General features: G+C 73.8%; 13 protein-coding genes. 4 read left to right on the top strand and 9 right to left on the bottom strand.

What is annotated here, in order from left to right; all coding sequences use genetic code 11:
• Positions 1–157: 157 nt before the first annotated feature.
• The 6 genes from JN535_RS01975 to rpmF form a co-directional block, all read right to left on the bottom strand.
• Entirely contained in the window at positions 158–1,540 is a 1,383-nt protein-coding gene (locus JN535_RS01975) for an ATP-binding protein (RefSeq protein WP_205201449.1), read from the bottom strand.
• Entirely contained in the window at positions 1,537–2,250 is a 714-nt protein-coding gene (locus tag JN535_RS01970; RefSeq protein ID WP_205201447.1) for a LytR/AlgR family response regulator transcription factor, read from the bottom strand. The genes JN535_RS01975 and JN535_RS01970 overlap by 4 nt, the downstream gene beginning before the upstream one ends.
• A gap of 179 nt (positions 2,251–2,429) precedes the next feature.
• A complete protein-coding gene (locus JN535_RS01965; RefSeq protein ID WP_205201445.1) occupies positions 2,430–6,605 on the bottom strand; it encodes an SCO7613 C-terminal domain-containing membrane protein in 4,176 nt (1,391 codons plus the stop codon).
• A gap of 89 nt (positions 6,606–6,694) precedes the next feature.
• A complete protein-coding gene (locus tag JN535_RS01960) occupies positions 6,695–7,594 on the bottom strand; it encodes a ketopantoate reductase family protein (RefSeq protein WP_205201443.1) in 900 nt (299 codons plus the stop codon).
• Positions 7,595–7,649: 55 nt separating this feature from the next.
• A complete protein-coding gene (locus tag JN535_RS01955) occupies positions 7,650–8,873 on the bottom strand; it encodes a YibE/F family protein (RefSeq protein ID WP_205201441.1) in 1,224 nt (407 codons plus the stop codon).
• A 61-nt stretch (positions 8,874–8,934) separates the two neighbouring features.
• Complete coding sequence (rpmF, locus tag JN535_RS01950) at positions 8,935–9,105, bottom strand: 50S ribosomal protein L32 (RefSeq protein ID WP_205201439.1); 171 nt, start codon at positions 9,103–9,105, stop codon at positions 8,935–8,937.
• 168 nt (positions 9,106–9,273) lie between these two features.
• On the opposite strand from rpmF, the gene JN535_RS01945 reads away from it, so the two are divergent.
• On the top strand, positions 9,274–9,645 hold the full coding sequence (locus JN535_RS01945) for a hypothetical protein (RefSeq protein WP_205201437.1): 372 nt from the start codon (positions 9,274–9,276) through the stop codon (positions 9,643–9,645).
• A 98-nt stretch (positions 9,646–9,743) separates the two neighbouring features.
• Here JN535_RS01945 and JN535_RS01940 read toward each other — a convergent pair whose 3' ends face one another.
• The 3 genes from JN535_RS01940 to aztD all read right to left on the bottom strand — a co-directional run bounded on the left by JN535_RS01940 (position 9,744) and on the right by aztD (position 12,090).
• Positions 9,744–10,025: an HU family DNA-binding protein gene (locus tag JN535_RS01940; RefSeq protein WP_087470693.1), complete on the bottom strand. Its 282-nt coding sequence runs from the start codon at positions 10,023–10,025 to the stop codon at positions 9,744–9,746.
• A 178-nt stretch (positions 10,026–10,203) separates the two neighbouring features.
• Positions 10,204–10,584, bottom strand: a complete 381-nt coding sequence (locus tag JN535_RS01935) for a Fur family transcriptional regulator (protein WP_275892148.1) — start codon at positions 10,582–10,584, stop codon at positions 10,204–10,206.
• Positions 10,585–10,719: 135 nt separating this feature from the next.
• Complete coding sequence (aztD, locus tag JN535_RS01930; RefSeq protein WP_205201433.1) at positions 10,720–12,090, bottom strand: zinc metallochaperone AztD; 1,371 nt, start codon at positions 12,088–12,090, stop codon at positions 10,720–10,722.
• Positions 12,091–12,718: 628 nt separating this feature from the next.
• Between aztD and JN535_RS01925 the strand changes: the two genes are divergently transcribed.
• The 3 genes from JN535_RS01925 (at position 12,719) to JN535_RS01915 (ending at position 17,271) form a co-directional block, all read left to right on the top strand.
• Positions 12,719–13,960, top strand: coding sequence for a sensor histidine kinase (locus JN535_RS01925; RefSeq protein WP_205201431.1), 1,242 nt, complete (start codon positions 12,719–12,721; stop codon positions 13,958–13,960).
• On the top strand, positions 13,954–14,616 hold the full coding sequence (locus JN535_RS01920) for a response regulator transcription factor (RefSeq protein WP_307868079.1): 663 nt from the start codon (positions 13,954–13,956) through the stop codon (positions 14,614–14,616). Before JN535_RS01925 ends, JN535_RS01920 begins: the two co-directional genes overlap by 7 nt.
• Positions 14,617–14,838: 222 nt before the next feature.
• A complete protein-coding gene (locus tag JN535_RS01915; protein WP_205201429.1) occupies positions 14,839–17,271 on the top strand; it encodes an MMPL family transporter in 2,433 nt (810 codons plus the stop codon).
• The last annotated feature ends 60 nt before the right edge of the window (positions 17,272–17,331 follow it).

Genomic DNA, 17,331 nt, shown 5'->3' with positions numbered 1-17,331 from the left:
GTCGTGGTCCCTGAGCCGCGCCGCCACGCTATGGACGCGGTGGGCGGTCGGGGCGGCCCGGTGCACGAACCGTCGCTTTGCGTCCACGAACGGTCACCGAGGTCACGAGCGGGTCACGACGCGGAGGTCGGAGGTCCCGTCCGGACGGGTCGGGCGTCTACGCGGGGGTCGCGGTCGAGGTCGACCGTCGGGACGATCCCGTGGGCGGGCGGTCCTCCGGCATGGGCAGGAGCACGCGCAGGAGGAACCAGCGGTCCTCGGTGTTCACCGTCATCGAGCCGCCGTACTTCTCCGCGGTGTACCGGATCGACTTGAGCCCGTACCCGTGCCGGGTCCGGTCGGCACGTCGCGTGACGATGTCGCCGCCCTCGGTGTGGAGCTCGCCGGAGAAGTAGTTCTCGACCGTGAGCATGACGAACCGGTCGCGCGCGTAGACGGCGACCTTGATGATCCGCTGCTCCGGGTCCGGCACGGCCATGACGCCGTCGATCGCGTTGTCCAGCGCGTTGCCGAACACCGCGGCCACGTCCATCGCGGACATGAAGTCGAGCAGCGCGCCGTCCACCACGCACGTGAGGTCGATGTCGCGCTCGGCGCACTCCTGGCTCTTGGTCGTGAGGATGACGTCGAGCACGCCGTTCCCGGTGTCCGCCTGCCGCGCGTGGCCGGAGATGCTGGCCTCCAGGTCGTCCAGGTACGACGCGCGCCGCGCCGGGTCGACCTCGGCGCGGATCACGCCGATCTGGTGCTTGAGGTCGTGGTACTTGCGGTGGACGATCTTCATGTTCCGCTTGGACTGCAGGTACTGCTCGTGCTGGCGGCGGAGCATCTCGTCGATCGCGCGGACCTCGGACCGCGCCTGGTGCTGGAGCCGCTGACCCTGCTGCGCGTAGAGGGCGACGAACCCGCACAGGTCGACGAGCGTACGGATGTAGAAGATCTCCAGGCCGAGGCGCCCGCTGAACGGGGTGTTCGCGTTGAGGAAGCTGATGTTGCTCATGAAGAACGTGACGAGCGCGATCGCGACCGCCGACGCGAGCTCGCCGACCGTGACGTCGAGCTCCTGGTCGGGGCGGAAGTGTCGCGACTCGACGACGTACGCCACCCCGTACCCGACCGCGTAGACCAGCACGAAGAACGCGACCTGCCACACCGTCCCCGGCCGGCCCTCGGGCAGGAAGAAGAAGCAGTGCACCTGCCAGTGCAGCGCCGCCACGAGCTCCGCCAGCACGAGCGCGCGGGCCGCGAAGTAGCCCGCGTCCCGCGCCGAGACCCGGGTCGCCGCGACGATGAAGCCGTACATGCACGCGACCGCGGCCGCCATGCCCACGGTCCAGAGCTGCCGCGGGAGCAGGTCGGCGAGCACCTGCACGCCCACCTGCACGCCGAGCGCCGCGACCGCGAGCGCGACGAGCCGCGGGCGGGGCAGGCGCGGCCGCCGCAGGAGCACGTAGACCAGGCACGCGAGCCACTCGGCGAGGCCGGTGAGCGCGCGCGGGATGTCGGGCAGGGTCTCCAGGATCGAGGCGGCGTGGGTCATGCGCGCCGCGCCCCGAGGTAGTCGGTCAGCGCCGCGAGGAACGCCTTCTTGCGGGCGCGACTGATGAGCAGGTCGTGGCCGCCGACCAGGAGGGCGCTGTTCCCCCGCACCGCGAGCACGTGCCGCAGGTTGACGACGTACCCGCTGTTGCAGCGGAAGAAGTCCTTGCCCTCGAGCTGCGCCTCGAGCGCCTTGAGCGGCCCGACGACGGAGTGCCGCCCGTCCACGGTGTGCACGGTCGTGCGGTGCTTGGCGCTCTCGAGGAAGACGATGTCGTCGGTCGCCACGCGCGCGAGCCCGCCGTCGACCGCGAGCAGCAGGTAGTCGGCGGACCGGCGCCGCAGGCGCGCGACCGACCGCTTGAGCTCCTGGGAGAACGCGAAGTACCGCAGCGGCTTGAGCATGTAGCTCAGCGCGTCGACCTCGTAGCCCTTGATCGCGTGCTGCGTCATGTTGGTGATGAAGATCAGCACGACGTCGGCGTCGACCTGACGGATGCGCCGCGCGGCGCTGAACCCGTCGAGGTTCGGCATCTCCACGTCGAGGAGCAGGATGTCGAAGTCGGGCCGGTACCCCGCGACGACCTGCTCGCCGTCGCTGAACATGGCGACCGCGAACTGCTCGTCGTGCTCGCGCTCGTACCGTCGCAGGTACTCCACGAGCAGCGCGCTGCTCGCGGGGTCGTCCTCCACGATGCCGATCCTGATCACGATGCCGTTCTCCAGGGACTACGCCCCCGGGCGGGACCCGCGCCGACCGCACACTGCCGTGTTGCCGCCGCGATCCCGCCCTGCGCCTACGTTGCCGTCGGGTCCGTCGTCACGACGACGGGCCCCGGCCATTATGGGCCACCGCGCGTGGAAACGGGCCACGTGGTAGGGATTTGCGGTCAGCGGAGGTCGCGCACGTAGGCCGCGGCGCCGTCGTACGCGGCGATCCGGCGCTCGTAGTACGTCGCGATGATGAGCAGCAGCCCGCCCGCCGCGGCGAGCGTGAGCATCCACGGGCCGGCGGAGATGCGCGTGCCGAGCTGGGACACGAACACGACGAGGATCTCGACCGGCAGCACCCCGACGCCCAGCAGGAACGGTGCCGCGAGGTGCGTGCGCGTCCCCACGAGCACCGCGGCGAGCGCGAGCGCGATGACCAGGACGGCACGCCAGGTGCGCGCGTCGGTGTACGTCGCGAGGACCGACGGGCCGAGCAGCGCGAGGATGCCCGGGGCCAGCGTCCGCCATGACCCGGTGAACCCGACGGGCCACCCGGCTCGGGTCGCCGTCGCGCGCACCGGCACGCCGCCCGCGCCGGCCGTCTCGGCGGCGTCCACGGCGCCGGGGTCACCGCCCGCGGTGCCCGGCGCCGCGGTCGTGCCGGCCGCGAGCGCGAGGTACCCCGCGACGAGCAGTCCCGCACCGAGCGGGAGCGAGAAGACCTCGACGCGCAGCTCGCGCGGCGACCACGCGCCGATCGCGGCGACGAGCGCGAGCGACCACGTGAACCACGCGGGCGGGAGGTCGAGGCGTCCCCGGACGGCGCGCCGCACCCCGACCACGAGCAGCACCAGGAGCCCGACCTCGACGAGCCAGACCGTCGCGATGACGCCCCACACGGGCCGCACGTTCGCGACGGTCCCCACCACGACCAGCGCCGCGGCCGGCGCCACGGCCCAGCGCCGCGCGAGCGCGGCTCCCCGGCCGCGGTCACGGGGAGCCGTGCCGGCTCCCGCGAGGCCCGCCCCGAGCGCGACGGCGCCCCCGGCGAGCGCCCAGGCGAACCCGAGCACGAACACCGCGCCTCCTCCCGGCGCGTGCGCCACGTGGAGCGACTCGACGGTCCCAGCGGTCGCGGCGAGCACCCCGGTGCCCGCGAGCCGCAGGGCCGCGGCGCGGCGCCACGCGCCCTCTCCGGCCCCGCGACCCAGCAGGACCGCTGCGAGGACGACCACCGCCCCGGCCGCGACGAGGAGCGGTGCCCGCAGGTCGCCGGCCCCGCGCGCCGCGCCCAGGACCAGCACGGACGGCACGACGAGCAGCACGAGGCCCGCGCCCGCGAGCTCCCACCAGCGCCGGGACCGCCGCGCGAGCAGCGCCCCCGTGACGACGGCCGCGAGCGCCGGCGGCGCGGTGTACGCCTCCACGAGACCGACGTCGGCGGCGGCGAGCGCCGTCCACAGCGCGGCGGTCCCGAGCGCGGCCGCGAGCCACCACTCCGCGCGCCGGTCGCGGTCGCGCGCGGCGAGCCCTGCGCCCACCGCGAGCAGGAGCAGCACCGCGACCGCGACGGTCGGCCCGGCGGCGGGGCGCCCGAACGCGAGCCCGACGGCGATCGCGCCCGTGAGCGCGGCGCTCGCCTCGACCGCGACGCGTCCCGCCACCAGGCGGATCCGCGCGGTGAGCGGGCGTGCCGCCGCGAGCGCCGCCGCCACGAGCAGCGCGACGACCGGCAGCACGACGGGCGAGCCGCTCCCCGGCAGGACGAGGGCGCCCGTGCTGACGACGGCGACGGACGCCGTCGGCAGGACGAGGGCCGCGGCGACCACGCGCAGCGCGGTGACCGACCCGGGGCGCCGCGAGCCGACGAGCACGACCTCCAGCGCGAGCATCGCGACGCACGCGGCGACGGACCACCAGCTGCGCTCGTCGACGACCGTGAGGACGCCGAGACCGAACGGGACCGCCGTCACGCCGAGCACGGCCCACCACGTGTCCCTGTCGACGCGCGGGACGAGCGTCACCGCGAGCGCGGCGAGCGAGGCGACCCCGGAGACCGCGCACAGGACGGCGACCGTCCCGGCGCCGCTCCAGGCGAGGGTCACGCCGAGCACGAGGAGCGCGTACCCGTAGGCGGTGCCGACGAGGGGCGCGTGCAGGCCCCGCGGAGCTGCCGCGCGCGCCGCGAGCAGGAGCGCCCCGGCGACGACCGCTCCGGCGGTCGCGGTCGGGCGCGTGACCCACGACCCGGCGACGAGGAGCACGATCGCGGCGACGGTCCCCGCGACGGCGGCTGCGCGCCAGAAGCGCACCTCGGCCCGCCCGACGGGGACGACGCCGTGCCGGACCGCCGCACGCGGGCCGGGGAACCGCCGGGCGACCGGTCGCACGGCACGAACGGACCCGCGCCGGACCGCCCGGACGAGCGCGCCGGGCGCGGCGACGCCCCCGGGCGCACCGGTCGCGGCCGGGCGGGCGGTCACGACGAGGAGCACGGCGGCGAGGAGCGCGAGCAGCGCGAGCGAGGTGACGCCCGCGAGCCGGGGGTCCAGCACGAGCGCGACGACGAGCACGAGGAGCACCCACGGCCCGAGCGCGCGCCCCGTCCGCACGACCGGGGCGGCACCGAGCCGTCGCGCCCCGGCCAGGCGTGGGAAGGGCACGGGGACCGGCGTGCGCAGCGGGAGCCGGGCGGCGACGAGGAGGACGACCAGGGCGGACACCAGGCCGGCGACCGTCCCGTCGAGCAGCGCCGCGCCGGCGGTGCCGCCGCGGACGCCCTCGCCCCACAGCCCGGCGGAGAGGACGCCGACGCCGAGCGGCGCGTCGGCGAGCGTCGCGCCGGTCCCGGCGGTCCCGGTCACGAGGACCTCGGCCGCGCGCACCCCCGCGACGGCGAGCGCGGGCCCGGCCCCGACGAGGGCGACGACCGCGCCGCCGAGGAGGACGTCCGAGCGTCCGACGGCCGGGACCGGGGAGCCGAGCACCCCGGACACCACGGGCGGCGAGGTGAGCACCAGGACGAGGAGCCACGTGGCGGCGGCGATCGCGGGGACCAGGCCGAGCCACGCGACGTCGCCTCCGGTGCCGAGCAGCGCGCCGGCGAGGACGGCCGTCGCGCCGCCGACCGCGTACCAGCGCCGTTCGCGGGTCGCGACGCGCAGCAGCGTGGCCACGCTCGCGGCGCCGAGCGCGACGAGCGCGGACCCGGAGCCGGTCGGCAGCCCGGGGAGGGCGGTGACGGTGAGCCCGACGACGACGGCGAGGGGCACGGCGACGGTGCGCACGACCCCGAGGAACGCCCGCTCGCCGCGGAGGGCGCTGCCGACCCGCGCGCCGGAGCGCGCCGCGACGGGCGCGGCGAACGCGGTGAGGCACGCCGTCGCGAGGAGCGCGAGCGCCCACCCCCACGGTGCCTGCGCGGCAGGCGCCGCGACGAGCGGCACGAGCGGCCCGAGCACGACGGCGCTCGTCACCCAGGCCCGCACCCGCGCCCGGTCCCCCACCGCACCGAGGCCCGCGACGACCGCGGCGAGCAGCGACGCGCGCGCCGCCGCCGCGCCCGCCACGTCGAGCCCCCACGCGCTGAGCGCGAGCTCGACGTCCACGACCGCGAGCACGACGGCGAGCCCCGCGACCGCCTCGGCGGACGAGCGCAGCCCCCGCGACCGCAGGAGCACCGCGGCCCCGACCGTGAGCACCGTGACGACCCCGGTCACGAGGGCGCGCAGGGCGAGGTCGTCGGCGAAGGTGAAGAAGACGAACACGACCGTCGCGACGGCGAGCAGCCCGGCCCCGGCGCCCGCGAGGACCGGCTGGAGGCCCACCGAGCGGGGCGGCGCCGCAGCCGGTACGACGCCGGCGTGCGACCCCACGGGCGCGGACGGGACCGGCCCGACGGCTCCGGGCGCCGGGGGACGGTACGGCGCGGTACGGCGCGGGCCGGGCACCGGTCCCGGCACGGAGCCGCTCACGGGACGGGGCTCCGGTGCGGCGGCCAGGGGGCGCGGGCCCGCCTGACCGCGGCCGGTCGCGTCGAGTGGGCGCATCGCGCGCGGCGGGCCGGCGGGGACCGGGCGCGCTCCGGGCGGCGCCGCGACCGCCGCGCGGGCCGCCCAGGCGGCGGCCGCGGGCTGGCTCGCGCGCAGGGCGTCGAGCGCGGCCTGACGGCGCGAGAGCGCGTCGGCCGCCTCGGTCGACGCCGCGGCGACCTCGAACGCGAGCGGACCGGTGAGGTCGAGCAGGCACCGGTCGCACCGTGACGACCGCAGGGTCGCGGCGCACGCGGGGCAGGAACGCGTCTCGGGCAGCCGCGCCAGCGCGACGTCGACCCACGGCTCTCTCATGACGGACATCCTGGCGAACCTGTGAGGCTCCTGGGGACGCGTCCACAGGGGGTCGCGTGGCGGTCCGGTGAAGGCTCCCGGCGCGCGGCGTCCGGCCGTCAGCTGCCGAGGCGGGCGACGAGCGCGCGCGTGAGCGGCGCGTCCACGCCCGCGCGCTCGGCGGCACGGACGATCGCGCCGCCGATGGCGTCCACCTCGAGCGGCCGCCCGGCCTCGGCGTCGCGCAGCATCGACGACTTGGCCTCGGGCCCGAAGCGGTCGTAGAACGCGACCGTACGCTCGGGGTCCGACGGCGCGCCGCTCGCCGCGGCGACCGACGCGACCTCGCGCACGAGCGCCTCGAGCTCGGCGCGGTGCGCCGTCCGCACCTCGCCGATCGGGGCGCGGTGCGCCGTCGTGAGCAGGGCGAACGGCGCGAGGAAGCCGAGCTTGGCCCACATCAGCGCGGTCTCGTCCGCGTGGACGGTCGTGGGGACGCCCGCCGCGTCGAACAGGGCGCGCACGGCGTCGACACGCTCCGGCGCCACGCCGCCCGGGGCGACGTCGACCTCGGTGAACGTGCTCGTGTGCTCGATCTCGCCGGGCGCGACGCGCGTCGACTCGACGCGGATCGTCGCGGGGAGGACGCGCTCCGTCCCGAACCGCGCGCGCAGCACGGCGAGGTGGTCGAGGCCGTTGAGGAACGGGACGACGACGCCGTCGCCGAGCACCTCGGGCGGGACCCGGTCGAGCGCGTCGTCGAGCGCGGTCTGCTTGACCGCGACCACGACGACGTCGACCGGCTCGTCGAGGCGTGCGACCGCGCGTGCCGGCACGTGGACGTCGCCCACCTGCCGGCTGCGCACGTGCACCCCGTGCCCGGTCAGCACCGCCGCCGTGGCGTCGCCCGCGAGGAAGGTCACGTCGGCCCCGGAGCGCGTGAGCAGCGCACCGACCAGCCCGCCGACCCCGCCCGGCCCCAGCACCGCCACACCTCGGCCGCTCGTCGTCCCCGTCACCGTCGTCCTCCCGCCGTCCGCGTCGTCCCGTCCGACGGCCGGGAGCGCCCCGCCGTCACGTCGCGGGGACCTCGACCCTACCCACGGGGACGGAGCGCGCGGCGCCGGCGCCCGGCACGGTGAGCGCGGCGATGCCCGTCGTGATCGGGATGGCGAGGACGAGGCCGATCGAGCCGACGAGCGTGCGCACGACCTCCTCGGCGATCTCGCCGGACGTGAGGCTCGTCGCGAGGCCCTGGTCGGACAGGTAGACCGCCATGAGCAGCGGCAGGGCAGCGCCGACGTAGGCGAACGCGATCGTGTAGACGGTCGAGGCGATGTGGTCGCGCCCGATGCGCATCGCGCGCGCGAACAGCTCCCGCCGGGTCGCGAGCGGCGCGGCCGCCCTCAGCTCCCACACCGCCGAGGCCTGGGTGATGGTCACGTCGTTGAGCACGCCCATGCCCGCCAGCACGATGCCGCACAGCACGACGCCCTGGATGTCGAGCGAGGGCGCGTACTGCGGGATCCACAGGGACTCCTCCGAGGTGAGCCCCGTGATGTTCGACGCGCCCGACCCCCACCACCCGAGCACCGCCGTGATCGCGAGCCCGACGAGCGTGCCGAGCAGCGCCGTCGACGTGCGCGCGGTGAAGCCGTGCGCGACGTACAGCACCACGAACATGACGAGCGACGACGTCACGAGCGCGACGCCCAGCGCGTTCTGCCCCGTGAGCAGCGCGGGCAGCGTGAACCACGTGATGACGACGAACGCACCCGCGAGCCCGGCGAGCGCGGCCAGGCCCCGCCACCGCGCGACGGCCAGCACGACGACGGCGTACGCGATCGCGAGGATCCCGATGGGCAGCCCGCGCTCGAAGTCCATGAACACGTACGGGCTCGCGCCCGCCCCCACGGCCTCGGCGATGTAGAGGACGCGGAGCCGGTCGCCCGCGTCGAACCCGTAGGCGACGTACTCGGGCGGCGCGCTGACGGTGATCGCGTCGCCGCCCACGTCCTCGCCGCCCGCGCGCGACCCGTCGTCGAGGCGGGCGGGCACCTCGCCCGTGCCCGGGTCGATCGGCCCGGTGACGGTGGCGCGCAGGACGGTGCTGCCCTCGGCCGCGACGGGGATGCGGTCCGGCACGTCGGCGGACGCCGGCCACAGCGCGACCAGTCCGGCGAGCGTCGCGAGCAGGGCCGGGACGAGGAGCGCCGCGAGCGTGAGGCGCACGCGCCGCGTCGCAGGGGCAGCGGGCCCGTGCGCGTGGCCGTGCGGCTCGGGGGTCGGATCGCTCACCCGAGGATGCTGCCACGGCGGGCCGACGGCGCGGGGCGGCACGCGCCGTCGGGCGCCAGGGTCACTCCGGCAGCGTCACGTAGCCGCGGCGGACGCCTGCGACGAGCCGACGCGGGAGGGTGACCTCGCGCCCGTCGACGACGACGGTCACGAGCTCGGGCACCTGCGCCTTCCACTGCGAGCGGCGGGTACGGGTGCGGGAGCGGGAGAGCTTGCGCTTGGGCACGGCCATGAGAGGTCCTTCCGGTGGGTGGGACGCCCAGCCTAGCGTTTTGTGAGAACGGTTCTCAAGACAGGTCGAGGGTGAGCCGACGGACGGCGGTAGCATCCCGGGGGCCGCCCGCACGCCAGGCGGCGACGCAGCCGCCCCCGCCACCACCGCACGCAACGAGGAGCCACCATGGCCACGGTCGACTACTTCCTGTCCGGCGACCCCGAGGTCGCCAAGCAGCACCTGCACGCCGCGCTCCAGGAGCAGGGATTCACCGTCACCACCCGCCCCACGGGCCAGTGGGCCGCCGAGCGCGGGAGCAAGCAGAAGACGTTCTGGCTCGGCGCGTTCGCGGGCAAGGCGCAGCACCTCGTCTTCGCGGTCGACTTCATGGTCCACGGCGACCAGCTCGTGGCCCGCATCGACCGCCCGACCGGCCACGGCGCCATGGCCGGCGCGATCGGCGTGGCCCGCTCGAACAAGGCGTTCGCCGAGGTCGACCAGGCGATCGGCACGCGCCTGACGAACCACGGCATCCTCGCGAACGTCGTGCACGCCTGAGACGACCCCGCACACGCACGACGAAGGCCCGGAGCCCCTCGCGGGGTTCCGGGCCTTCGTGCTGCTGACCGCGCCGGCAGCGGCCGGTCAGCGAGACGTCACTTGGCGACGGCCTTCTTGAGCAGGCTGCCGGCGCTGATCTTCACGCCGAAACCGGCCGGGATCGAGATCTCCTCGCCCGTACGGGGGTTGCGGCCCGTGCGGGCGGCACGCTCGACGCGCTCGACGGACAGGAGGCCCGTGACCTTGACGGCCTCGCCCTTGCCGAGCGACTCGATGAGCACCTCCTGGAAGGCGTTGAGGGCCTTCTCGGCGTCCGCCTTCGACAGGTCGGCCTTGCTGGCGATGGCCGAGACGAGCTCGGACTTGTTGAGCGACATGCGAATCCCTTCTTCGGTTCACGACGCGCGGTGGTCACCACCCGTCGTCACGGTCTCAGTGTGCCAGCCGCGAGGCCGCGCACCGGGGACAACACTAGGGAACACGCGGAGTTTCGCGCGACTTCTCAAGCCTAGGACGTCGGCGCGTCGCCCTCGCCCACCCCGACGCCGAGGCGCGTCAGCCCCGCGCGCGGCACTCCGCGCACGTGCCGAAGAGCTCCACGACGTGCTCGATGTCCACGAACCCGTGCGCCCCGCCGACGCTGCGCGCCCACGACTCGACGCTCGGCCCGTCGATCTCCTCCGCGCGGCCGCACGAGCGGCACACGAGGTGGTGGTGGTGCTCGGCACGGGCGCAGCGCCGGTAGAGGCTCTCGCCCTCGGCGGTGCGCAGGCTGTCGACCACCCCCGCGTCCGTGAGCGCCTGGAGGCCGCGGTACACCGTCGCGAGCCCTACGGCGTCACCCCGGGCCCGCAGGTCGTGGTGGATCGCCTGCGCGCTGCGGAAGCCCCCCTGCCCCTCGATCGCCTCGAGCAGCGCTGCCCGCTGGCGCGTCATCCTCTGCACGGCTCCCGCCTCCCGCTCGACCGACATCCGAGGATCTCACGGGATCCCGAGACGCGCCGATGCCGCGGTTCGCCCCTGGGAGGGCGAACCGCGGCGCGTCGGCACCGTGCGAGCCGGTCGGTCGCGTCAGCCCTGCGAGGACGTCTCCTCGTCGGCGTGCTCGTGGTCGTGACCCTCCTCCACGTGCTCGCCGTCCTCCTCGCCGTGCTCGTGCTCGTGCTCGGAGGCGCCCGCCTCGGCCGCGCCGGAGACGCCGTTGATCTCGTTCGGCTCGACGTCGAGGTCGACGCTGTTCCACACCTCGCCGGTCTCGATGTCGACCGCGTGGATCGCCTTGTTCGCCGGATCCGTCACGTAGGCGGAACCGTCGAGCACGAAGATCGCGGGGCGCGGCGCCTGCCACTCCTCGGGCTCCTCCCACGCGTCGAGCACCGGGATCGAGCGGACGAGCTGCTTGGTCTCCGGGTCGATGACGTGGATCTGACCGTCCGTGCCGAGCACCAGGGCCTCACCGCCGTCGCCGCGCGCGAGCGATCGGAAGGTGTAGCTCGACGGGAGGTCGACGAGCGTCAGCTCGCCGGTCGCGGTGTCGGTGAGGGAGACGCGCGTCGGGCGCTCGAGCTCGGCGTCGGGGTCCGACTTGTAGTCACCGAGCACGACGCTGGAGGCCTCGGTACCGGCCTGGTTGCCGATGCGGCCGTAGGCGTCGGGGCTCGCGACCTTGGTGATCGCGCCGTCCTTGTAGACCAGGACGCCGTCCTCACAGCCGATGAGCACCGCGTCGTCGGCCGCGACGGCCTCGCCGTGCACGCCGGGGCACTCGTCGGAGGCCGCGATCTCCTGGTCGTCGGCGTCGAGCACGCGGATTCCCGTGCGGGCGTCCTCGGTACCCTCGGAGACGACGAGCGTGCCGTCGTGCAGCTCGATCGCGACGCCGTGGTGCGCCTCGGGGGTCGTGTGCTCGCGCGTCTCGCGAGCCTCGTCCGCGACCTCGCCGGAGTCGAAGACGGTCACCTGGCCCGTGCCGTCGTCGAAGAGCGCGGTGCGGCCGTCGTGGACGACGACGTGGCCCGGCTTGTCGGCCGCGAACACCGTGTCGGTGAGCTCGGGGTCGGCGGTGTAGTAGTGCGAGTGGTCGCCGTGCGGCTCGGCCCAGGTGCCTGCGTCCAGCACCTGGAAGCCGCCGGTGGTCGAGACGAGCAGATGACGCCCGTCACCGGCGCCGTTCAGGCGGTTGAACCCGTCGAGCTCGATGTCGTCGACGACCTCCAGGGTCGTCGCGTCGAGGACCTGGATGCCGCCGTCGTACGTGACAGCGATGCGCGGCGTGACGGTCGCAGCCTCGCTGGGCTTGCTGGCCACCTCCTCGGTCGTGGACTGGTCGGCGCCGGGGTCCGTCTGCGTGCCTCCCGTCGAGCAGGCGGCGAGGAACGTGAGCGGCAGGACGAGACCGAGAGCCGCGAGGCTCCGGGTCCGGGTGCGTGCAGAGGGGGTCATGCGTGGTCGGTCGTCGCACGCTGACAGGCGACGACCACTCCTTTCCGTGCGGGGACGAAGCCGGTGGACGGCTTGTCCTCGCACGCTATCAGAACTTGGAATCATTCTCATTATCGACGTCGTTTTCATACGCGGCGCAGACGCCGCTCAGTCAGGAGCGGACCCCGAGATCGACGAAGCCGCGCTGGGGACGCAACGCGCAGCCCACCCGCGACGGCCTCGCGCCACACCCACTCGGCATCGCCGCACCGCGTGCACCAGCGGAAGACGCGCGAGCCCAGGGCCCACGAGACGGTACGCGGCAGCTGCCCGCAGAGCGCAGTGCGTCGATCGGTGCCGCGCGCGACGACGACGGCGCCACCGCTCTGACCCGGGATCGCCGCACCAGGGCTCACGCGCCACCGGGGTCGGGCGACCGCGGACGACGATCCTCCACGACACCGGGGCCCGACTCGTGACGCGAGAGTCGTGGATACCGCGACTGCAGTAGATGGCTACGCCGATGAGCTGATCCGAACCTCGGAGCCGACGGCGAGGGTGACTACCTCGGCGAGGACGTGGATGCTAGGCGGAGCCGGCTCCTCCACGACCTCGCGGTGCTCGGCTCGACCACGACGAAAGGGGGCTGATGGAGCCCGTCGATCTTGCCTCCCCACCAGGACGCCAGGGCAGCCGCCGTTGGCACCAGTACGTCGCGCGACGGTGGCCAGGCGGCGAGGACCGCTGGGACGGTCTTCTGGACGTCGCCCTGGTGATTGCGGTGGTCGTCCGCGGGTGGCTCGTGATTCAGGACGGGGACGTGGCTGAGGCCGTGATCCTGGCGGCGGTCGCGGTGGTGCTGGCGTTGCGACGCCGTCACCTCCACGTTGCCACCGGTGTCGTGTGCGCCCTGTCGGTCCTCGCAGCGAGCTTCGGCGCCGACCCGACGGTGTACGCCGTCCTCACGTGCGCCGCACTCTTCAGCGCGGCGATGCATGTCCGAGCTCGCTCGGTCCTGGGGCTGGCAGCAGGCGTCCTCGTCGTGCTGGCACTGACGATCGCTGAGTCCGGCGGCGGGTCCACGCTCGTCGTGTCGTTCCTGACGGTCACCACCTGGACGGCTCTGGCGCTCGGTCTCGGCTCCGCGGTGCGTGCGAACCGTGACTACGTCCTTGCTCTCGAGCACGAGGCGGTCGCCATCCGGGCTGCCCGGGTGAGCGAGACGGCCCGTCACGTCACGGACGAACGTCTGCGCATCGCGCGAGACCTGCACGACGCGGTCGCGCACTCGATCGCCGCGATCAACATGCACGCCGGCGCCGCGGAGCGGCATCTTCGCACCGACCCAGCACGAGCCGAGGACTCGTTGCGCCAGGCGCGTAGTGCCAGCCGAACGGTACTGCTGGAGCTGCGCGACATCGTCGCTGTGCTCCGGTCGACCCAGAGGGCGGAAGATGACGACGTGACGGGACGTGTCTCGGCGTCCGGCGTCCCGGCGCTGCTCGCCGAGGCCAGAACGCGAGGTGACGCGGTTCGCGCGGACGTGGACGTCGAACTTGCCGGGTTGGACCCCGCGGTGGGCGCGGCGCTCTACCGTGTCGTGCAGGAGGCGCTGACGAACGCTCACCGCCACGGAGACGGAGACGTGACGGTGACCATCCGGGACGACGGCGACGCGGTCGTCGTCGACGTGGTGAACCGGGTGGCGGTCGTGCAGGGTCGCTCGGTCGGGGGCTATGGCCTGGTCGGCATGCGCGAGCGCGTCGAGCAGGCAGGTGGACGGCTCGAGGTCGGTGGCGACGCGGGCGTGTTCTTCGTGCACGCGTGGCTGCCCCAGACGCGTCACCCGGTGCGGCAGGCCGGCGACACCTCCCTGGATGCGACGTGGTGACGCGCGTCCTGCTGGTGGATGACCAGGTCATGATGCGCACGGGCCTGCGCGCCATCCTGGACAGCTCGGAAGCGATCGTGGTCGTCGGCGAGGCCGCCGACGGTGCCGATGCGATCCGCCAGGCCGTCGACCTGCGCCCGGACATCGTGCTGATGGACTTGCGGATGCCGGGTGTCCACGGCGTCGAGGCCACCCGCCGGTTGCGGAGCGACCCGCGACTGAGGGACACCCGCGTTCTGGTGCTGACCACCTTCGACGGCGACGCCGAGACCGTCGCCGCGCTTCGTGCCGGCGCCTCGGGCTTCCTGGGCAAGAGCGCGGGGCCCGACGAGCTGATCGAAGCCGTTCTCGACGTCGCCCGTGGACGAGCGGCACTGTCCGCGCACGCGCTGAGCGTCGTGGTCGAGGACGTCTCTCGTCGAAAGGCCCGTGACACGCAGGACGAAGACCTCGCGCGACGGGTTTCCACGCTGACCTCGAGGGAGCGCGACGTGGTCGCGGCCGCCGCCCAGGGCGCAGACAACGGGCAGATCGCCGCGCAGCTGTTCATCTCGCCCTTCACCGTCAAGACGCATCTGAACCGCGCGATGACGAAGCTCGGTGCAAGGGACCGGGCCCAGGTGGTCGTGCTCGCCCACAGGGCGGGGATGGCGTAGCAGCGATCGACGTGCGGCTTCGGTCTACTGCGGTTGCGGTAGCACGTGCGTACCACGGGACGACGCGTCCTGCACCGGTGCGCCGACAGACTCGTCCTGCGGGTGGCGCGGCGGAGGGCCGCGCCATCCGACCACAGGCCCGAGCCACGCTCACCTGAGCACCGAGCCGCACGCGCTCGACGTCGGGCCGATCCGCCTTTCCCAACCCAAGAGGTTCTTCGCATGGCAACGTTCTTGTACCGACTCGGGCTGATGGCGGCCAGACGCGCTCGCCTCGTCATCGGCTCCTGGGTCGCCGCGCTGGTGCTCGCGGTCGGCGCCTACCTGGCGTTCGGTGGCACTCTCGTGGGGTCCTTCGAGATCTCCGGCACCCCGACCGCCCAGGTGACCGACGAGCTCCAGGAGCGGTTCGCGGGCGCCGGTGGCGCCTCCGGTCAGCTCGTGTTCGCCTCGAGCGACGGATCCGCCCTCGACCAGGAGGACGAGGCCGCGATCGCCGACCTCATGGACGACGTGGACACCATCGACGGCGTCACGGCCGTCGTCGACCCGTTCGACGCCGCGAGCACCGCGCAGCAGCAGCGTCAACGGCTCGCGGACGGCGAGGTCGAGCTGGCGAACGCGCGCGACCAGCTGGACGCGAGCCAGGCACAGCTCGACACCGCGCGTACGCAGGCCGAGGGAGCGGGTCAGGACCCAGCCGTCGCTGCCGACGTCGCCGCGCAGCAGGCAGCGCTCGACGAAGCTCGCGCCGAGCTCGACGCGCAAGAGACCACCCTCGCTCAGGGGATCGCCCTGCTCGACCTGGCCGACGACATCACACCGGTGTCGGACAGCCGCGAGGCGGCGATCGGGACGATCCAGTTCGACGAAGACCCGGTCGACGACCGGGTCCTGGACGCGCTCGCCACCGTGATCGAGGACCATGCCATCGACGGCGTGCTGGTCGAGCGCGCCGGCAGCGCGGCAGAACCGCCGCAGATGTCCCTCTTCGGCCCGGGCGAGGCCGTGGGCCTCCTCGTCGCCGCCGTCACGTTGTTCGTCATGCTCGGCACGTTCGTCGGCGCCGGTCTGCCGTTGGTCAACGCCCTCGTGGGCATCGGCACGGGACTCGCGGGTTCGCTCGCCTTGTCGGGTGTCATCGAGATGAACACGGTGATCCCCGTTCTGGGCCTGATGCTCGGTCTCGCCGTCGGGATCGACTACTCGCTGTTCATCCTGAACCGGCACCGCAACCAGCTGCGTGACGGGACGGCACTCCAGGAGTCGATCGCTCGCGCGAACGGAACGTCCGGCAACGCCGTGGTGTTCGCCGGCCTCACGGTCGTCATCGCCCTGCTCGCCCTGAACGTCACCGGGGTGGCCTTCCTCGGCCTCATGGGCACGGTCGCCGCGGTCTGTGTCCTGATCGCGATGGCAGTGGCCGTGACCCTCACACCAGCCCTCCTCGGCCTGCTCGGGAACAGGATCACACCGGCTAAGGAACGGCGAGGCCTCCGGGCGATGAAGCGAAAGGCGCTGCCGTCGACCCCGATGAGCACTCGCCGAGCGGTCATCACGCTGACCGCGGGACTGGGTGCGATGCTGGTCATGGCGATCCCCGCGCTGGACATGCGTCTCGGATTGCCGGACGGCGGCTCGGAACCCGTCGACTCGGACGCCTACCGGGCGTACGAGCTCGTGCAGGAGCAGTTCGGCGCAGGAGCCACCAGCCCGCTGCTCGTGGTGGCCGACCTCGGTGCTCCGGTAGACGAGACAGATCTCGTCGGCACGCAGGTCCGCGTGGGTCAGGCGATCGCCGAGTTCGACGACGTCAGCGGCGTCGCCCCAGCAGGGGTCTCGGAAGACACGCAGATGCTGGCATTCCAGGTCATCCCCACCGGTGGGGCCAACGCTCTCGAGACCGAAGCCCTCGTGAACGACCTGCGGGACGGGTCGGGCTCCCTCTCGGACGTGGCCTTCGGTGTGGCGGGGACGGCCAGTGCCAACATCGACATCAGCCAGAAGCTGGCCGACGTGCTCCCGCTCTACCTGGCGGTCGTGATCGGCCTGTCCCTCCTGATCCTCGTCATCGTCTTCCGCTCGATCCTCGTCCCGGTCACGGCGACGATCGGGTTCCTCCTGTCCGTGCTAGCGGCGTTCGGGGGCGTGACGGCGATCTTCCAATGGGGATGGTTCAGCGACGTGCTCGGCATCCACAACCCCGGCCCGGTCCTGAGCTTCATGCCGATCCTGCTCGTCGGGATCCTGTTCGGCCTGGCCATGGACTACCAGCTCTTCCTGGTGTCGGGGATGCGCGAGGCCTACGCCCACGGTGTGCCGGCTCGCCTCGCCGTCCAGCACGGCATGCACCACGGGAGAACCGTGGTCACTGCCGCCGCGATCATCATGATCTCGGTGTTCGGCGGCTTCGTCTTCACCCACTCGGTCATGATCCAGACCATCGGGTTCGGTCTGGCGTTCGGCGTGCTGGTCGACGCGTTCATCGTGCGGATGCTGCTGATCCCCGCAGTGATGCACGTCCTCGGGAAGCACGCATGGTGGCTCCCGAGCTGGCTGCATCGCATCCTTCCTGACGTCGACGTCGAAGGCGCGAAGCTCGAACGGGAGCGCACGACGTTCACCCCGAGCGCCGCGTCCGTCCCGGTGGCCTGAAAGGCTGGCGGCGCGCAGGTTCGAGGACCGCGGACCCCGGTGCGCGGATGATCCGCTCTA

It is taken from the genome of Cellulosimicrobium cellulans (genome assembly GCF_016921195.1).
GTDB classification, from domain to species: domain Bacteria; phylum Actinomycetota; class Actinomycetes; order Actinomycetales; family Cellulomonadaceae; genus Cellulosimicrobium; species Cellulosimicrobium cellulans_F.
This window is presented reverse-complemented; position numbering and strand designations above follow the sequence as displayed.

Excerpts from the sequence above, each read along its gene's own strand:
- JN535_RS01935 (WP_275892148.1), bottom strand. The coding sequence starts at position 10,584 with ATGACGCGCCAGCGGGCAGCGCTGCTCGAGGCGATCGAGGGGCAGGGG.
- JN535_RS01975 (WP_205201449.1), bottom strand. The coding sequence starts at position 1,540 with ATGACCCACGCCGCCTCGATCCTGGAGACCCTGCCCGACATCCCGCGC.
- JN535_RS01940 (WP_087470693.1), bottom strand. The coding sequence starts at position 10,025 with ATGTCGCTCAACAAGTCCGAGCTCGTCTCGGCCATCGCCAGCAAGGCC.
- JN535_RS01945 (WP_205201437.1), top strand. The coding sequence starts at position 9,274 with ATGGCCACGGTCGACTACTTCCTGTCCGGCGACCCCGAGGTCGCCAAG.
- JN535_RS01915 (WP_205201429.1), top strand. The coding sequence starts at position 14,839 with ATGGCAACGTTCTTGTACCGACTCGGGCTGATGGCGGCCAGACGCGCT.
- JN535_RS01925 (WP_205201431.1), top strand. The coding sequence starts at position 12,719 with ATGGAGCCCGTCGATCTTGCCTCCCCACCAGGACGCCAGGGCAGCCGC.
- aztD (WP_205201433.1), bottom strand. The coding sequence starts at position 12,090 with ATGACCCCCTCTGCACGCACCCGGACCCGGAGCCTCGCGGCTCTCGGT.
- JN535_RS01965 (WP_205201445.1), bottom strand. The coding sequence starts at position 6,605 with ATGTCCGTCATGAGAGAGCCGTGGGTCGACGTCGCGCTGGCGCGGCTG.
- rpmF (WP_205201439.1), bottom strand. The coding sequence starts at position 9,105 with ATGGCCGTGCCCAAGCGCAAGCTCTCCCGCTCCCGCACCCGTACCCGC.